This is a genomic window from uncultured Thermosynechococcus sp. (assembly GCF_937958135.1).
Classification (GTDB): Bacteria; Cyanobacteriota; Cyanobacteriia; order Thermosynechococcales; family Thermosynechococcaceae; genus Thermosynechococcus.
In genome coordinates, this window is sequence record NZ_CALGOG010000060.1 from 1 (window position 1) to 15,841 (window position 15,841).

General features: G+C 54.5%; 14 protein-coding genes. 8 read left to right on the forward strand and 6 right to left on the reverse strand.

All coding sequences use genetic code 11. The features are described 5' to 3' along the window. Nucleotides 1-80 precede the first annotated feature (80 nt). Complete coding sequence (locus Q0711_RS07400) at nt 81-1,211, forward strand: hypothetical protein (protein ID WP_298612412.1); 1,131 nt, start codon at nt 81-83, stop codon at nt 1,209-1,211. Here Q0711_RS07400 and Q0711_RS07405 read toward each other — a convergent pair. Further along, entirely contained in the window at nt 1,147-3,081 is a 1,935-nt protein-coding gene (locus Q0711_RS07405) for an AarF/ABC1/UbiB kinase family protein (RefSeq protein ID WP_298617202.1), read from the reverse strand. The genes Q0711_RS07400 and Q0711_RS07405 overlap by 65 nt on opposite strands. A gap of 62 nt (nt 3,082-3,143) precedes the next feature. On the opposite strand from Q0711_RS07405, the gene rfbD reads away from it, so the two are divergent. Then, nucleotides 3,144-4,037 carry a dTDP-4-dehydrorhamnose reductase gene (gene rfbD, locus Q0711_RS07410; RefSeq protein WP_298612417.1) on the forward strand — a complete coding sequence of 298 codons (894 nt, stop codon included), beginning with the start codon at nt 3,144-3,146 and terminating at the stop codon, nt 4,035-4,037. On the opposite strand, the gene mfd is transcribed toward rfbD, so the two are convergent. Beyond that, complete coding sequence (gene mfd / locus Q0711_RS07415; RefSeq protein WP_298612420.1) at nt 3,988-7,461, reverse strand: transcription-repair coupling factor; 3,474 nt, start codon at nt 7,459-7,461, stop codon at nt 3,988-3,990. The two genes, rfbD and mfd, sit on opposite strands and share 50 nt — an antisense overlap. Nucleotides 7,462-7,633: 172 nt before the next feature. Here mfd and tatC point away from each other — a divergent pair, with 172 nt between their 5' ends. Together tatC and Q0711_RS07425 are read left to right on the forward strand one after the other, a co-directional pair. Next, nucleotides 7,634-8,464 carry a twin-arginine translocase subunit TatC gene (tatC, locus tag Q0711_RS07420; protein WP_298612423.1) on the forward strand — a complete coding sequence of 277 codons (831 nt, stop codon included), beginning with the start codon at nt 7,634-7,636 and terminating at the stop codon, nt 8,462-8,464. A gap of 163 nt (nt 8,465-8,627) precedes the next feature. After that, nucleotides 8,628-8,963, forward strand: coding sequence for a carbon dioxide-concentrating mechanism protein CcmK (locus Q0711_RS07425; protein WP_298612426.1), 336 nt, complete (start codon nt 8,628-8,630; stop codon nt 8,961-8,963). A gap of 134 nt (nt 8,964-9,097) precedes the next feature. Here the strand turns inward: Q0711_RS07425 and Q0711_RS07430 are convergent, their stop codons facing one another. From Q0711_RS07430 to Q0711_RS07445, 4 genes are all read right to left on the reverse strand, one after another. After that, the gene (locus Q0711_RS07430) at nt 9,098-9,301 is read right to left on the reverse strand and encodes a phycobilisome linker polypeptide (RefSeq protein ID WP_011056799.1); all 204 of its coding nucleotides are present in this window, start codon (nt 9,299-9,301) and stop codon (nt 9,098-9,100) included. A 142-nt stretch (nt 9,302-9,443) separates the two neighbouring features. Beyond that, on the reverse strand, nt 9,444-9,929 hold the full coding sequence (apcB, locus tag Q0711_RS07435) for an allophycocyanin subunit beta (RefSeq protein ID WP_149817471.1): 486 nt from the start codon (nt 9,927-9,929) through the stop codon (nt 9,444-9,446). Nucleotides 9,930-9,987: 58 nt separating this feature from the next. Beyond that, nucleotides 9,988-10,473, reverse strand: coding sequence for an allophycocyanin subunit alpha (gene apcA, locus Q0711_RS07440; RefSeq protein ID WP_298612435.1), 486 nt, complete (start codon nt 10,471-10,473; stop codon nt 9,988-9,990). A 227-nt stretch (nt 10,474-10,700) separates the two neighbouring features. Continuing rightward, a complete protein-coding gene (locus Q0711_RS07445; RefSeq protein ID WP_298612438.1) occupies nt 10,701-11,021 on the reverse strand; it encodes a DUF3067 family protein in 321 nt (106 codons plus the stop codon). Between the two features lie 114 nt (nt 11,022-11,135). Between Q0711_RS07445 and petC the strand changes: the two genes are divergently transcribed. Genes petC through Q0711_RS07465 form a run of 4 tightly spaced genes read left to right on the forward strand, consistent with a single transcriptional unit; the run spans nt 11,136 to nt 15,802 of the window. Further along, the gene (petC, locus tag Q0711_RS07450) at nt 11,136-11,678 is read left to right on the forward strand and encodes a cytochrome b6-f complex iron-sulfur subunit (RefSeq protein WP_298612440.1); all 543 of its coding nucleotides are present in this window, start codon (nt 11,136-11,138) and stop codon (nt 11,676-11,678) included. Nucleotides 11,679-11,694: 16 nt separating this feature from the next. Further along, nucleotides 11,695-12,630, forward strand: a complete 936-nt coding sequence (gene petA, locus Q0711_RS07455; RefSeq protein ID WP_298612443.1) for a cytochrome f — start codon at nt 11,695-11,697, stop codon at nt 12,628-12,630. 22 nt (nt 12,631-12,652) lie between these two features. Further along, the gene (gene mnmE, locus Q0711_RS07460; protein ID WP_298612446.1) at nt 12,653-14,062 is read left to right on the forward strand and encodes a tRNA uridine-5-carboxymethylaminomethyl(34) synthesis GTPase MnmE; all 1,410 of its coding nucleotides are present in this window, start codon (nt 12,653-12,655) and stop codon (nt 14,060-14,062) included. 3 nt (nt 14,063-14,065) lie between these two features. Continuing rightward, nucleotides 14,066-15,802 carry an ABC transporter ATP-binding protein gene (locus tag Q0711_RS07465; protein WP_298612448.1) on the forward strand — a complete coding sequence of 579 codons (1,737 nt, stop codon included), beginning with the start codon at nt 14,066-14,068 and terminating at the stop codon, nt 15,800-15,802. The last annotated feature ends 39 nt before the right edge of the window (nt 15,803-15,841 follow it).

Below are 15,841 nucleotides of genomic sequence, written 5' to 3' on the forward strand. Positions count from 1 at the left end.
ATAGCAAGTCTTGCTTGGCATGAGGGAGAATCAGCCGAGATACAATCGTCGTGGATATTCACGGGTGTGGAGTGTCTTGTATGCTGCGGCTGCCGATTCAACCCCTTTGGCAAAAGATTTCTCAGTGGCCAGTGTGGGAGCCCACACGGCTGGCGATCGCCAGTTCAATTCTTGTGCATGCCGTTATCCTTGCCTTTGTGCGGGTGCCAGAACCCACACCACCAGAGTTGGCTACAGATCAACTGGTGCCCTTGGTCAGCCTTTCGCCAGAACTGGAAGCGGAGTTACCCTCTATCGAGCCGCTGCTGCCTACCGAATTGCCACCCCTTGCTACAACGACGCCCCCGCCCCTGCCCTTTACAGGCATCGAACCCCCTCCCCTTTCCTTTGCCCCCTTGGCACCACTGCCCCCCTTGCCGCCGCTGGCGGAACTCCCGCCCTTGCCTACTCCAGTGCCGATGCAGCCACTGCCGCCCCTGTGGCAATTGCCCCCGCCCCCCCGCCCCTTACCCGTGGTTCCGACAACCCCGAATGAAAATGTTGCCGTTGCCCCCGAACTGGTCTCACCCCTACCAACTTCTGAATCCACCCCTACGGAGTCAGTGGCAACCACAGAAAGTGAAGCGGCAGCAGCCTTATCCCGTTGGTTTACTCAAGCCCGACTGACCCTCAATACCACCAATTTGCAAGTGAATTTAGCCCAGCGAATCACGGATTTTTATCCCCAAGAGGCCTGTGGCGATCGCCTGCAGGGGGAAACAACGGTTGCTGTCGTCGTCACTCCCCAGGGCAAGTTACTCCCTGCCAATGCCGCTCCTGAAACGGGTCTGCTCAGTCGCAATCCCCAGATTATTCGCAGTAGTGGCTCTGCGCTCCTCGATCAAGCGGCCCTAGAACGGGTACGTCAGCAGTCCTTTGAGGCCACAGGGCAGTATCAAGCCCTAGCGCTCACCTTTGCCTTTGAGTATCGTCCAGAGGTATGCCGTGCTCAGCCCCCTGAAGCTGCCCCCACAGCACCGCCGCCAGCACCCACACCAACCCCAGTGACGCCGCGACGACCCCCTGGCCCACCGCCTGCAAGTGAAGTTTCACCCACACCGACTGCCACACCTTCTGAGCAGACCCCCCCACCGCCGTCCCCAGAACCTAGCGGGACAAACCCCGCGTCTGAAGCGCCGGCGGCGAGTCCGCCAGCAACATCTCCCGAATAAAGCGGGCGATCGCCCGTTGTAGGAGGCCGTTGACAATACGCTGCCCCATCTCTTGTACCTCTGGGCGCACAATAATCCGCAGAATCACGGGAATGACTTTACCCCAGTCGAAGCCGGGAGTATCCTGCAAGATGCTGAAAATGCGGCGCAAATGCTCTAGGGCATTAGGTTCAGTGACGATATTGGAACTTGCCGTTGCGGGTACTGGACGGGTTACGAGGGGTAACAGTTGCACCAAGTTCCATTGTCCCATCGTTGTCCGCGCCCACGTGTCGAGACTTTTGACAATTTCATCTGCTAGGCGATCGCGATACTCCGTTCCCCGCTCCGAAAACAGAAAATCCAAGGCCTGCTCTAGCACCACATTAAAGTCATAGTCACGGCTCTCGCGGGCATTGCGCAGCAGATTTTCGAGGCGTGTCCAGCGAAATTGACCATCCTTGAGGAGGAGATTGGTGAGACTCCTGCGCAGCTCCGGGGCAGGATCCGTGAGTAGTCGCTTGGCAATGTAGGGATAGGCAGCACTGAGAACCTTGAAGTTAGGATCAACCCCCATGGCAATCCCCTCCATGGTCAGGAGGGATCGCACAATCAAGGCATAGTAGGCGGGCACCTGAAAAGGGTACTCGTACATCACCTCTGAGAGGCGATCAAAAATCCGTTGGATATTGAGTTCCGAGACACTTGCCCCCAAGGCATCCTCAAACACCAAGGCCAAAGCAGGAATGATTGGTTCAAGATCCGTATCCGGCGTCAGGAAGCCCAAATGCACATAGTCCTGAGCAAGGCTTTCGTACTCACGATTGACAATATGGACAATAGCATTTAACAAGCCATAGCGTTGCTCTGGGGCAATCTCACTCATCATGCCAAAGTCAAGGTAGGCCAATTTCCCACTGGGCATGGCCAACAGATTCCCCGGATGCGGATCCGCATGGAAAAACCCATGTTCAAGCAACTGCCGCAGGGAGCACTGCACCCCCACATACACCATGTAGCGCGGATCAATCCCTAAGGCCTGAATTTGCTGCGGTTGGTTGAGTTTAACCCCCGTCACCCACTCCATGGTCAGCACCCGCCGCCGCGTGTAATTCCAGTAAATCTTGGGAATATAAACATCCGTCAAGTGGCCATAGAGGCGGGCAAAGCGTTCGGCATTCCGTCCCTCTTGGGTATAGTCCATTTCCTCAAACAGGCGACTGGCAAACTCATCGAGAATGGCCACTAAATCACTGCGAATGTCTTTGATTAGGCGTTTTGCCCAATAGGCTACCCCCCGCAGAATGTAAATGTCCAAGGTGATACTTTCTGCTAAACCGGGGCGTTGCACTTTAACGGCCACCTCTTCACCGCTGTGGAGTTTGCCGCGATACACTTGCCCCAGGGAGGCAGCGGCAATGGGGTGATCACTGAGTTCAGCAAAGAGTTCACCGGGAGGAGCACCGAGTTCTTCCTCAATAAACTGAAACGCCACTTCATTGGGAAAGGGGGGCAATTGATCTTGGAGTTTTGTCAACTCCTCTAGATATACAGCAGGGAGAAGGTCAGGACGGGTGGAGAGGGCTTGTCCCACTTTGATGTAGGCCGGGCCAAGACGGGTTAACGTTTCCCGCAGGGCGATCGCCCGCCGGCGTTGATTTTGTTTGCTCTGGCCGGTGATCCTGTCCCACCAGCGGTTAAAAAGAAGCCAAAACACCGGCCAGAGAATCCGCAACCAGCGACTCAACACCAGCAAAGGTCGCCGCCGATAGTAGGCATCAATGGCCACCGGATCGTAGGGTTGAAAGGTATCCAAATCATTGGGAAGGGTTTCAGCCGCGATCGCAATCTCTTGGGGCGCGGAATCAAGGGGGACAATTGCCGTATTCATGGGCAGTGGCGCAAACTCTTAAAGTATTTTAACAATCAGTTCATCGCCAAGGAGTGCGGAAAATGCGGCTAGTCATTTTGGGGGCAACCGGACAAGTGGGCTGGCAATTGGTGCAGCAAGCCCCCCCCGGCGCTGAAGTGATTCCCGTTGCTCGCCAAGGCACTGCCGTAACGCTGGACTTGGAAGATTTAGAGGCCATTCCCCGCCTGCTGAAAATGTTGCGACCCGATGTGGTGATCAATGCGGCAGCCTATACGGCTGTGGATCAGGCGGAACGGGAACCGCAACGGGCACAACGGATTAATGGCACGGCTGTGGGTCTTTTGGCAGAAACAATGGCAACGGTGGGGGGGCTGTTGATTCACTACTCCACCGACTATGTGTTTGCCGGCAACCAATCCCTGCCCTATCGGGAAACCGATGCCACTGCCCCCCTCAATGCCTACGGCTACAGTAAGTGGCTAGGAGAGCAGGCGATCGCCCGCCAGCAGCCTGCCCACCTCATTTTGCGCACCAGTTGGGTCTATGACCTGCGGGGGAAGAACTTTTTACGAACCATGGTTCGCCTAGCCCAAACCCGCCCTGTGGTACGGGTTGTTGCCGATCAAATTGGGACGCCCACGGCGGCTCCCTTTCTTGCCCAGGTCACCTATCAGCTCCTTGAACGCTGGCTTGCGGCTCCCTCCCTTAGCGGCCTCTATCACCTGACACCGCGGGGGAGCACCAGCTGGTATGGCTTTGCCGCCAAAATTTTTGAGCATTTGCGTGCCCGAGGCTACAGCACTGCCGCCCTAGAGGCCATTCCCAGCCATGAGTATCCCACCCCCGCCAAGCGCCCCGCCTTTTCTGTGCTCAATTGTGAGAAGTTGGAGGCGGTTTTGGGCGCCCCTCTACCCCCTTGGGAGGTTATTCTTGAACCCCTTTTAATGCAACTAGATCCCCAATCCGTTCTTTAGGGAGCTGTTGCAAGGTGGTTTGCATCTGGCTGAACCAGTCAATGAGCTGCTCCAGTTGTTTTTCCACTGGCTGTAGCCCCAATCCCCGCACAGTAATTTTGCCCTGATGATAGACAAACCGACTGTGGAGATGGGGAGGCAGTTGCTCCAGGAGCAGTTTCCACGCCGGTTCCGCCATGGGGGTTTCGAGAACCACGTGTTGCTTGCCCTCGGGGCGAATGCGGCTAATGCCACACTGGCGCGCCAGTTGCTTGAGTTCGACCACCCGCAGCAGTTGCTGCACCGGTTTGGGCAATGCCCCATAGCGATCGCTCCACTCGGCGGCCAGTTGCGTCAATTCTTCCTTGGTGGTTGCTGCAGACACAGCGCGATAGGCCGCCATTTTCTGCGCCAGATCGGGCATGTAGTCGGCGGGAATAAAGGCAGTGACATTGAGATCCACTTGGGTATCGTCAACGGTGGGAATCTCTTGGCCGCGAATCTCGGCGATCGCCTCCTCTAACAGTTCCACATACAAATCAAAGCCGACACTGTCCAGTTGACCGTGCTGCTCTGCCCCCAAGAGATTGCCCACACCGCGAATCTCCATATCTCGCATCGCCAACTGGTAGCCAGAACCCAGTTGCGTAAACTCCTGAATTGCCCGCAGCCGTTGACGGGCAGCCTCCGTGAGCACCTCTTGGCGGGGGTAAAATAACCACGCATGGGCTTGAATGCCGGCGCGTCCCACCCGTCCCCGCAGTTGATAGAGCTGGGCGAGACCAAACCGCTGTACGTCCTCTATCAAAATCGTATTGACGCGCGGAATATCCAAGCCCGACTCAATGATGGTCGTACACACGAGAATATCCGCCTCGCCATTGCTAAAGCCGAGCATCGTGGATTCCAGTTCCCCCTCTGCCATCTGACCGTGGGCAATGAGAATACGGGCGCTGGGCACCATCCCTTGGAGTTTGGCGGCCACCTCCTCAATGCCCTCCACACGAGGCACGACATAGAAGACTTGCCCCCCCCGATCTAATTCTTGGCGAATTGCACTGCGCACCGTTTCTGGGTCATAGGGGGCTAGGTGGGTTTGAATTGGGCGCCGCGAGGGGGGAGGCGTCGTGATCAGGCTCATTTCCCGCACCCCCGACAGCGCCATATAGAGGGTACGCGGAATCGGTGTCGCACTCAGGGTGAGGACATCCACTTGGGTTTTCAGGGCTTTGATTTTCTCCTTTTGGTTAACGCCAAAGCGCTGCTCCTCATCCACCACCAAGAGGCCGAGATCGCGAAATTTAACCGCCTTACTCAGCAGCTGATGGGTTCCCACGACAACGTCAATTTCGCCAGTTTTGAGTTTCTGCAGGATGTCTTGGCGCTCCCGCTCACTGCGAAAGCGATTGAGGAGTCCCACTTGAATTGGATAGGGGGCAAAGCGCTCCTTGAGGGTGTGGTAATGCTGCTGCGTTAGGATTGTTGTGGGCGCAAGAACCGCCACCTGCTTACCTGCCATGACGGCCTTAAAAATGGCACGAATGGCCACTTCAGTTTTGCCAAAGCCCACATCGCCGCAGATGAGCCGATCCATGGGGCGATCGCTCTCCATATCGGCCTTGACCTCTTGAATGGCCTTGAGTTGATCAGGAGTTGGTTGATAGGGAAAGGAGTCTTCCATCTCCTGCTGCCAAGGCGTATCGGGGGGAAAGGCAAAGCCCCGTTGTTGAGCGCGCTGGGCATAGAGGTGCAAGAGATCCACGGCTACTTTCTTAACAGCTTTGCGCACCCGTGCTTTGGTGCGTTCCCAAGTGTTCCCCGTTAACTTATTGAGCTGGGGGACGCCCTCCCCTTGTTTGCGGTAGCGGGAGAGACTATTCAGTTGATCGGCAGCCACGCGGAGAATGCCATCGGCATACTGTAGGGCAAGGTACTCGCGGGTTTCATTGTTAATCGTTAGCGTTTCAAGGCGCAGGAACTGGCCAATGCCGTGCTGGCGATGGACAACGTAGTCCCCCGGCTGGAGCTTGTTCAGATCCACCTGTTTGGCAGCAGCGCGGCGGCGTTTGCGCACATAACCGAGGTTGACCAAGTTGTGCTGGCCAAAGAACTCGCGATCGCTCACCAGCACAGTGCGGAAGGTGGGCAAAATAAAACCACTGATTTCCGCTAAACCACTCGCTTTGAGGGCAATGGGCACTCGCTGTTGCTGTAGTTTGTCAATGGCCGGAAAGTCCTTGGGATTGGGCACAAACTGGGCGGGGCAATCGTGCTCCTGCAATAGGGCCACCGAACGACTCGGCTGTGCCGAGACCAACCACAGGGTGTAGCCCTTGTCCCGCTCCTCCCGCAGCGTCGCCGCCAAGCGAGCAAATTGGTGGGGAATGGCCGGCACTGCCCGGGCTGACAAATTAAGACCTAGCCCCTCACCGGCCAGTTCGTAGAGGTGTAGGCGTTGAAAGCGTTCAAGGGTTTGAACCCTGTCTGACCACGGGCGATGGATGGGGGGCGGTGGGGGGTCTAAAGTTTGCCAATAGGCTTGAGTCTGCTCATACCAGCGATCGCCATGGGTAGCACAAAGGGCCGGCTCATCCACGGCAACTAGGGTTTGGGTCGGCAAATAGTCCAAGAGCGAGGCCGGCTGCGGAAAAGCCAACCCAAGGTAGCGCCGCAGCCCCTCTTGATCTTCTGGAATGAGATGGGCTTGACCCGCTGCCTGCAGGGCTTGGGCAATCAGCGGCGTAAAACTAGTGGGTGTCAGTGTGACCTGCTCAAGGGCATCAAGGCGATCGCCTTCAGCCTGTAAAGAGCGTTGACTGGCCGGATCAAACTCGCGAATGGACTCAATTTCATCGCCGAACCATTGCAGACGCACCGGCAGCTCCGCCGAGACGGGGAAAATATCCACAATGTCGCCGCGCCGACTCCACTGACCCTCCGTTTCCACCAGGGGAACTCGCTCATAACCAAGGGCAGCCAAGGCGGTGGCCACCTCCCCTAGGGATTGCTCTTGACCCACCTGTAACGTTAGACAGGCAGCACGGAACTGCTCTGGTGGGGGTAAATGGGGTTGCAGTGCCCGTTCCGTGGTGACAATGGCAATATTGGGGCGATTACTCTCGACTAAAACTTGGAGTTGCCCCCAGACCATCTCCGCTTCCAAATCAAAGGGGTCATAGGGAGAGGCCTCCGATGTCGGGTAAAAGAGAACGGCATCCCAGCCCATGAGTTCCAGTTGCGCTGCCCAGCGTCCCCCCTCCTCTAGGGTGGAGGTAATCACACACAGGGATTGCTGACTCTGCTGCGCCAGTGTGGTGGCCACCAAGCCCTTGACAAAGCGGGGGATTCCCGTGAGGACAAGTTCCCGTTGGTGTTGTAATTTGCTGAGCAGTTCCGCCGTCAGCGGCAGCTTACCCCAACTGCGGGGAATTGCCATTAAGGACATAGACAGTGTCGGCCAAGACTTGAGAATTGAATTGCCACCCCTGCGGGCGGTGCTAAGGCATGATAGTGCTTGCGCTATAGCTCTTTTCTAAAATACGAGATACCCCCAAGGGATGCAATCTAGAAACCTCGTTCATAATCGTATATTGAAGAGCTAGAATTCCTGACATTTGATGACGCGATCGCCCGATCTTGATAGCCCCCCGCCAGAATCCTCGGCCATCCTTGACAGCACCCTTGAGGTCACTGACCCCATTGACCCGGAGGATGAACTGCCCAATGAAGTGGAAATGTCCCTCTGGGATCACCTAGAGGAGTTGCGGCAGCGGCTCTTTGTTATCCTCGGTACTGTTGCTGTCACTATTGTTCTGTGCTTTACCCAAGTCCGCTGGATCATTCAGTTCCTTGAAAAACCAGCCCATGGTGCTAAGTTCCTCCAACTCAGTCCGGGGGAATACTTTTTTGTCTCCTGTAAAGCAGCGGCCTACAGTGGCATCCTCCTAGCAACGCCGATGATTCTCTACCAAGCCATCCGTTTTATCCTGCCGGGACTGACACGGCGTGAACAACGGTTGCTGGCACCGGTAGTTTTTGGCTCATCGATTCTTTTTATTGCGGGTTTAGTCTTTGCCTACACCTTCTTGGCACCCGCAGCCCTCGGCTTTTTCATTAACTATGGGGCAGAGGTGGTGGAGCAACTGTGGTCGATTGATCGCTATGTGGACTTTATTTTGCTGTTGCTTCTCGCCACTGGATTGGCTTTTCAAGTCCCTATTCTTCAGTTGGTTCTCATTGCCCTCGGCATAGTCTCGATTCCGCAAATGCTCAGCCAATGGCGCTATGTGGTGATCATTGCTGTGGCCGTGGCAGCCGTGTTGACCCCCTCTATTGATCCGATTACTCAGGGACTGTTGGCAGGTGCCCTTCTTGCCCTCTACTTTACGGGGATTGGCTTAGCAAAACTCATGGGGGTGGGGCGTATACCCCAAGAAAGACTCAATTAGAAAAGATGATTTGGGGGATAAAAATCAATTATGGCGATCGCCCGTTGAACTCATCAAGGCTATCAATAGAAGTGATATGCTGATGTTGCCAAATTAGTGCGTCCTCTAGCGATCGCAAAAATGGCATTATTTTAACAAGTTTTTGTGTTTAGGAGCGGTCTTCATGCCCATTGCCCTTGGGATGGTAGAAGTCCTAGGCCATCCCCCTGCTTTAGCTGTTGCCGATGTGATGGTGAAAGCAGCCCGTGTGACCCTTGTGGGCTATGAATTGGTCAGTGGTGCTCGCCTGACAATTATTGTGCGCGGCGACGTTTCTGAAGTGCAAATTGCGGTTGCAGCCGGTGTTGAAGCTGCCAAGAAAATTCCACCCCAGAGTCCTAAGGAAAAAACTCTCTATCTATCGTCAACGGTGATCCCCCGCCCCCACGAGAATCTAGAGGCCGTTTTCCCGAAAATGCGGTTCCAATATGGCGATGGCTGGGAGCGTTTTCTGGTTTAGAAGCCTTGAAAAAGGCTCTTTAATGAGCAAGGCTCCACCGCTCAGATAATTGACTCAGAGGGGAGTAACCCACCCAATCAACTATCTCAACAGTGAAGCCGCAAAATCGCTAGGAAACAGTTTTAGAGGGGCACTTAGGCCAGACCGGTATTGACCCCCGGCTTACCCGTGAAAAGTTCCACTTTCACAATTTTGCCACCCATTTTTTGGATGCGTTGTTGCTCGCGGAACCAGTTTTCGTAGGGCACCAGTTTGGTGAAGTAGGTGTTTTGCAGTTCGCGCTGGGTGCGAATACGGGTTTGACTCGGCACACAGGCGGTAATTTTGAACATGCGCATGGAATGGGACTCCAAATCTATGTGGGGTGATTACACGTCTGGGAGCTAAAGGCCAGACCCAGACTGTTTAAGCACAATTGCCATGACAGGCTGACACTCTAACCCCTAACTCCCAGACAGATGGGCAACCGGAGAGTTGTACCTAGCTTAAGCCAGAGCAGATGTAGTCAAAGTAGATGCCCATTTCTTTGCCGGCATCGGCACCCACCAAGCTGGCGGTGACTTCTTTCATGGCTTGGATAGCTTGCACCGTGGCAGCGATGGGCACACCCAAAGAGTTGTAGGTTTCTTTCAACCCATTGAGCACCCGCTCATCGAGGATAGAAGGATCCCCGGCCAACATGGCATAGGTGGCATAGCGCAGGTAGTAGTCGAGGTCGCGGATACAGGCCGCATAGCGGCGGGTGGTGTACATGTTGCCACCAGGACGGGTAATGTCAGAGTACAGCAGAGATTTAGCCACTGCTTCTTTGACAATATTGGCGGCATTGGCACTGATCACGGTTGCAGCCCGCACCCGCAGCTCGCCAGTGGCAAAGTAAGCTTTCAGCTTCTCCATGGCGGCGGTGTCGAGATATTTGCCTTGCACGTCAGAAGCGTTGATGACAGCGGTAATCGCGTCTTGCATAGTTCTTTTTCCTCAAAAACTAATTTGGCTATGAATCAATGAAGGATGCTGAGGCGACCTACTGCATGGCGCCAATCACGTAGTCAAAGTAAGAACCGGCTTCAGCGGCGTCTTCAGCAGACAGCAGCGAGGAGGCAACGTTCTTCATGGCGCGAATCCCTTCGGCCACAGCAGAAATGGGAGTGCCGAGGGAGTTATACATTTCACGCACGCCCACCAAACCAATTTCTTCGATGGGGGTGACATCACCCGCAACAATACCGTAGGTCACCAGCCGCAGGTAGTAGTCGAGATCCCGCAGACAGGTGGCAGTCATTTCTTCACCGTAGGCATTGCCACCGGGGGAGACCACATCAGGCCGTTTTTGGAAGAGTTGATCGCCCGCTTGCTTGACAATCCGCTCGCGGTTTTCGGTCAAGATTTGGGCAATGCGCAGGCGGCGCTCGCCAGTGCTGACAAAGCTTTTAATGCGATCCAGTTCACCGGGGCTAAGGTAACGGGCCTCGGCATCTGCATTCACGATAGATTTCGTGACGACGCTCATTGAGTTCCTCCAAAGTTGGAATTGTAAAACAAGGGTCTTGATAATGTGGCATCTGCCATTGGAGTGTTACGACTCACCGCCCTTCCGAAGGGAAGAGAGGTACGGCGATTGACCCAAGGGGCTGACGTAACCTTCCGCAAACATTCTCAGGCATTGGGGGGACATCTCCCACATTATCGCAATCCTTTTTAACATTCTTAACATTTTTTCAGAAATCTGCTAAGGGACTATTCCAGCCATTCAATAATGCGGGTACCTAGATCGAGGGGGATATTTACGGCCTTGCCAAGGCGGGGTTTCTCACGGGTGGCCTCAATAAAGGCGCAGACTTGCTGGGCACAGCCCCAGTCGTTGAGGTGCTGCGCGATCGCCCTTAGGTGGGCGGCATAATCTTCAGGGGTATCGGGATAGGACGCCTGCTCAAGGTAGCGCCACATCACCTGTAAAAACACGCGATCGCCCACGCGGCGAAACTGCAGGTCAAAGGAGCGCCCCCATTTGCGCAGGAGCAAGGCGTGGAGTTCATCACCGGTGAGGGGTGTCAGCATTGGCAAGAATATCAGTCCTTGCGGTCGGGACGGCTCAGAAAGTGTGATAATAGTTAACAAACGTAATCATCTTACGGCTATCTGTTTCGATTCCTTAGTAAATAAGCGTAAACCATGGCTCAAGTTTCTGGAATGTCTGATGTGCCCGATATGGGGCGGCGACAGTTTATGAATCTGCTGACGTTTGGTACCATCACGGGTACAGCGTTAGGCGCTCTTTACCCTGTCGTCAAGTATTTCATTCCGCCCTCCAGTGGCGGCACAGGGGGGGGTGTTGTTGCGAAGGATGCCTTGGGTAACGACATTAAGGTATCCGATTACCTTGCAAAGCATTTGCCGGGCGATCGCTCCCTTGCCCAAGGGATTAAAGGGGATCCCACCTATGTGATTGTTACCGAGGATCATCAAATTGCCAATTACGGTTTGAATGCCGTCTGCACCCACCTTGGCTGCGTGGTGCCCTGGAATGTCAGTGAGAACAAGTTCATTTGCCCTTGCCATGGCTCTCAATACGACAGCACCGGTAAGGTGGTGCGTGGCCCTGCTCCCCTCCCATTGGCACTGGTAAATGCCACGGTTACCGAAGATGACAAACTGGTGTTTACCCCTTGGACGGAACTCGATTTCCGCACCGGCAAAGAACCTTGGTGGACGTAAAAAATTAGGGAGTGCTATGAAACGCTTTTTCAAATCTCTAACGCTGGCGATCGCCCTTGCCGCCAGTGTACTTCTCTGGTCACCGCAGGCACAGGCCTACCCATTCTATGCCCAGCAGGGCTATGACAGTCCCCGCGAAGCCACAGGCCGAATTGTCTGTGCCAACTGTCACTTGGCTGCCAAACCCATCCAAGTGGAGGTTCCCCAAGCTGTGACCCCCGATTCTGTTTTTGAAGCGGTGGTGAAAATTCCCTATGACACCAGTGTGCAGCAGGTGCTGGGGGATGGCTCCAAGGGGGGTCTCAATGTGGGGGCAGTGCTCATGCTGCCCGAAGGTTTCAAAATTGCTCCTCCCGATCGCCTGCCTGAGGAGTTGCAGGCTAAAACCAGCGGTATTTACTACCAACCCTACAGCGAGGACAAGCAAAACATTATTCTGGTAGGTCCCTTACCGGGTGAGCAGTATCAAGAAATTGTCTTCCCCATTCTTGCCCCCAATCCAGAGACAGATAAATCCATCCACTTCGGTAAATACGCCGTCCATGCCGGGGGTAACCGTGGTCGCGGCCAAATCTATCCCAATGGGGAAAAGAGCAACAACAACGTCTTTACCGCACCCATTGCGGGCACAATTACCCGTATTACCCCTAACCCCGATGGCAGTACTGCGGTGGTAATCACCCCCGAAAGCGGTGAAGCAGTGACGGAAACTATTCCCGCCGGCCCTGAACTCATTGTCAGTGAAGGTCAAACGGTAGCTGCGGGCGAAGCCCTCACTAACAATCCCAATGTGGGCGGTTTTGGTCAAAAGGATACGGAAATTGTCCTTCAGGATCCGAACCGCATTAAGTGGCTGTTGGTGTTCTTTGCCGCCATTACCCTCTCGCAGATTCTGCTTGTCCTGAAGAAGAAACAAGTGGAGAAAGTACAAGCTGCCGAGATGAGTTTCTAAAGGAGCAACATCACCAAGGCTAGTGCAACACCTCCATGACACGATTGTGGCGATCGCCACGGCAATTGTGCCCCAGCAAGGGAGTATCGGCATTGTCCGCCTCTCTGGAGCCAAGGCTGTTGCGATCGCCCAGTCTTTATTTGAGGCACCCGGCAAGCAGCCTTGGGAATCCCACCGCATTCTCTACGGCTATGTGCGTGATCCCCGAACAGGGGAACGGGTAGATGAAGCCCTCCTCCTTTTAATGCTGGCTCCCCGCTCCTACACCCGCGAAGATGTGGTGGAATTTCACTGTCATGGCGGGCTGATTCCTGTCCAGCGCGTGCTGCAACTCTGCATTGCCGCCGGCGCCCGTTTAGCCGAACCGGGAGAATTTACTCTGCGTGCCTTTCTCAACGGTCGCCTTGATCTCACCCAAGCCGAAAGTGTGGCTGAACTGGTGGCCGCCCAATCCACAGCCGCGGCCCAAATGGCTCTCGCGGGTCTGACGGGCAAACTAGGCCGACCCCTCAAGCACATTCGGCAAACCTGTCTATCCCTTTTGGCGGAAATTGAAGCGCGGCTTGATTTTACCGATGAGCTACCCCCCCTTGACCCCGCCGCCATTGCCGCCCAAATTCGCGAGCTACAGCATCAAGTAGAAGATTTTTTGGCCACGGCGGAACGGGGGGCACTGATTCGCACGGGGTTAAAGGTGGCCATTGTGGGTCGCCCGAATGTCGGGAAGTCGAGCCTGCTCAATGCTTGGAGCCGTAGCGATCGCGCCATCGTTACAGATTTACCCGGCACCACCCGCGATATTGTGGAGTCCCAATTGGTTGTAGGTGGCATTCCAATCCAAGTGCTCGATACCGCCGGTATTCGCGAGACCGATAACCCTGTTGAACAAATTGGCGTCCAGCGATCGCGCCAAGCTGCCGCCAGTGCCGATCTCATCCTTTTTGTCATCGATGCGAGTCAAGGGTGGACAGCCGCTGATCAAGAGATTTACGACCAACTCAATCTCCAAAAGCGGCAACAACAGGCGCCTAAGTCAGTCTTAGTCGTCTTGAATAAAGCCGATCTCCTCAGCGAAACGATAGATAGCAAAGATATTGCATTGCCCATTGCCCCCATTCCCACTGTCCTGCTCTCTGCCCTTAGCCAAAGGGGAATTGAGCATTTGGAGGATGCCATTTTAGACCTTGTTCAAGGCCAAGGGGTTACTGCCGCCAACCTAGACTTTGCCATCAACCAACGCCAAGCGGCGCTCTTGGAGCAGGTTCACCAATCCCTGAATCACGTGCTTGCGGCCATTGATGCCCAACTGCCCCTCGATTTTTGGACGATAGATCTTCATGCCGCCGCCCGTGCCCTTGGCACCCTAACCGGGGAAGAGGTGACGGAGTCCGTGTTAGAACAAATCTTTAGCCGTTTTTGCATCGGAAAATAGCCCATGCTTTGGAATGCCAGCTACCGGCCGTTATTTGCTTATATCCTTCCCTATCGGCGACGGTTGCTGGTTGCTTTTTTGTGTACCCTCGGCTACGTCTCGACCATGCCGGCGATCGCCTACCTGATTGGCCAAGCGGCCAAGCTCATTGGCGCAGGAGATTTACTCGGCCTCATTCAGTGGTGTGCGGCCTCCTCGCTGCTGTTTGTCGGTCGCAGTTTTTGCCAATTCGGCCAAGATGTCCTCATGTCTGATATTTCCCTACGAATTGTCTATGACATTCGGGTGCGGCTTTACCGTCATCTGCATCGTTTGGGTGTGGACTATTTCGAGAAAGCAGCGACGGGCGATCTCACCTATCGCCTCACCGAGGATGTAGATCGCATTGGTGTCATGATCAATAGCAGTTTTCATCGTCTGATCCCCTCAGTTTTAACAACATTTGCCGTTATTGGTTATATGTTCTACCTCAACTGGCAATTAACACTGGGAACGATGATCATTGCACCGCTGATGACATTTCTTATTGCTTGGTTTGGCAACCGTTTGCTGCGACAGTCGCGCCTGAGTCAAGCCAGGATTGCCGATTTAGCTTCCCACCTCACGGAAATTTTTTCTGGGATTCGCTTGATTAGAGCCTTTGCCGCTGAAGACTATGTCGTCGAGCAGTTTGAACAACAAGCCGACACTAACCGCCGTGCTCGCTACCGTGCAGAACGCATCAAGTCAATGCAATACCCTGTGGTGGGGTTTCTCGAAGCCCTCAGCATCATGCTGCTGTTTATCTTAGGGGCATGGCAAATCAATGCAGGCCATCTCACAGGACCACAGTTCCTGAGCTTTGTTGCCGCAGTGGCACTACTGATAGACCCAATTAATATGATTTCCGCCGATTACAACGAACTGAAAATGGCACAGGCCTCGGTGGAGCGCAGCTTTGGCCTGTTGGCTGTAGAACCCACGATCAAGGAAATCAGCCAGGCGCAGCCCTTACCTCCCATTTCTGGGAAAGTGCAATACCTAGATGTGTGCTTTGGCTATGATCCAGAGCGGCCGGTACTCAATGACTTTAATCTTTTAGCGGAGCCGGGCGAAGTGATTGCCCTTGTGGGACACTCAGGGGCGGGTAAATCAACCATTGTTAACCTATTGCCGCGTTTTTATGACCCCCAAGCGGGGAAAGTCTTGATCGATGGTATTGATATTAAAACTGTCAGCCTCAAAAGCCTACGGCGGCAAATTGGTATCGTTCCCCAGGAAACCATTCTTTTTTCAGGCAGCATTGCCCAAAATATTGCTTTTGGTTACCCTAAACCAGATTGGGAACGACTAATTGAGGCCGCCAAAATTGCCAATGCCCATGACTTTATTACTCAGTTTCCTGAGGGGTATCACACATGGGTGGGGGAAAGGGGAATCAATCTCTCCGGGGGGCAACGACAACGACTGGCGATCGCCCGCGCCGTTTATGCCGATCCGCGCATCTTAATTTTGGATGAAGCCACCTCTGCTTTAGATGCCGAATCGGAAGCCTTAGTTCAAAGCGCCCTAGAGAAAGCAATGAAAGGGCGCACTGTCTTTATTATTGCCCACCGCTTGGCGACGGTTCGTCGCGCCGATCGCATTCTTGTTCTAGAGCAGGGGCGGATCGTTGAAAGTGGCACTCACCAAGAACTCCTAGCTCAGTCTGCCCGCTATGCTCAGTTTTACACGCAGCAGTATTTTCAAGACGCGGAATGACCCTTTTTCTGATGGGCTGGCCGTTTAGATTCTATGACT

Bases quoted from the DNA above. Each gene is read 5' to 3' on its own strand.
- Q0711_RS07400 (WP_298612412.1), top strand. From the start codon at position 81: ATGCTGCGGCTGCCGATTCAACCCCTTTGGCAAAAGATTTCTCAGTGG.
- Q0711_RS07405 (WP_298617202.1), bottom strand. From the start codon at position 3,081: ATGAATACGGCAATTGTCCCCCTTGATTCCGCGCCCCAAGAGATTGCG.
- rfbD (WP_298612417.1), top strand. From the start codon at position 3,144: ATGCGGCTAGTCATTTTGGGGGCAACCGGACAAGTGGGCTGGCAATTG.
- mfd (WP_298612420.1), bottom strand. From the start codon at position 7,461: ATGTCCTTAATGGCAATTCCCCGCAGTTGGGGTAAGCTGCCGCTGACG.
- tatC (WP_298612423.1), top strand. From the start codon at position 7,634: ATGACGCGATCGCCCGATCTTGATAGCCCCCCGCCAGAATCCTCGGCC.
- Q0711_RS07425 (WP_298612426.1), top strand. From the start codon at position 8,628: ATGCCCATTGCCCTTGGGATGGTAGAAGTCCTAGGCCATCCCCCTGCT.
- Q0711_RS07430 (WP_011056799.1), bottom strand. From the start codon at position 9,301: ATGCGCATGTTCAAAATTACCGCCTGTGTGCCGAGTCAAACCCGTATT.
- apcB (WP_149817471.1), bottom strand. From the start codon at position 9,929: ATGCAAGACGCGATTACCGCTGTCATCAACGCTTCTGACGTGCAAGGC.
- apcA (WP_298612435.1), bottom strand. From the start codon at position 10,473: ATGAGCGTCGTCACGAAATCTATCGTGAATGCAGATGCCGAGGCCCGT.
- Q0711_RS07445 (WP_298612438.1), bottom strand. From the start codon at position 11,021: ATGCTGACACCCCTCACCGGTGATGAACTCCACGCCTTGCTCCTGCGC.
- petC (WP_298612440.1), top strand. From the start codon at position 11,136: ATGGCTCAAGTTTCTGGAATGTCTGATGTGCCCGATATGGGGCGGCGA.
- petA (WP_298612443.1), top strand. From the start codon at position 11,695: ATGAAACGCTTTTTCAAATCTCTAACGCTGGCGATCGCCCTTGCCGCC.
- Q0711_RS07465 (WP_298612448.1), top strand. From the start codon at position 14,066: ATGCTTTGGAATGCCAGCTACCGGCCGTTATTTGCTTATATCCTTCCC.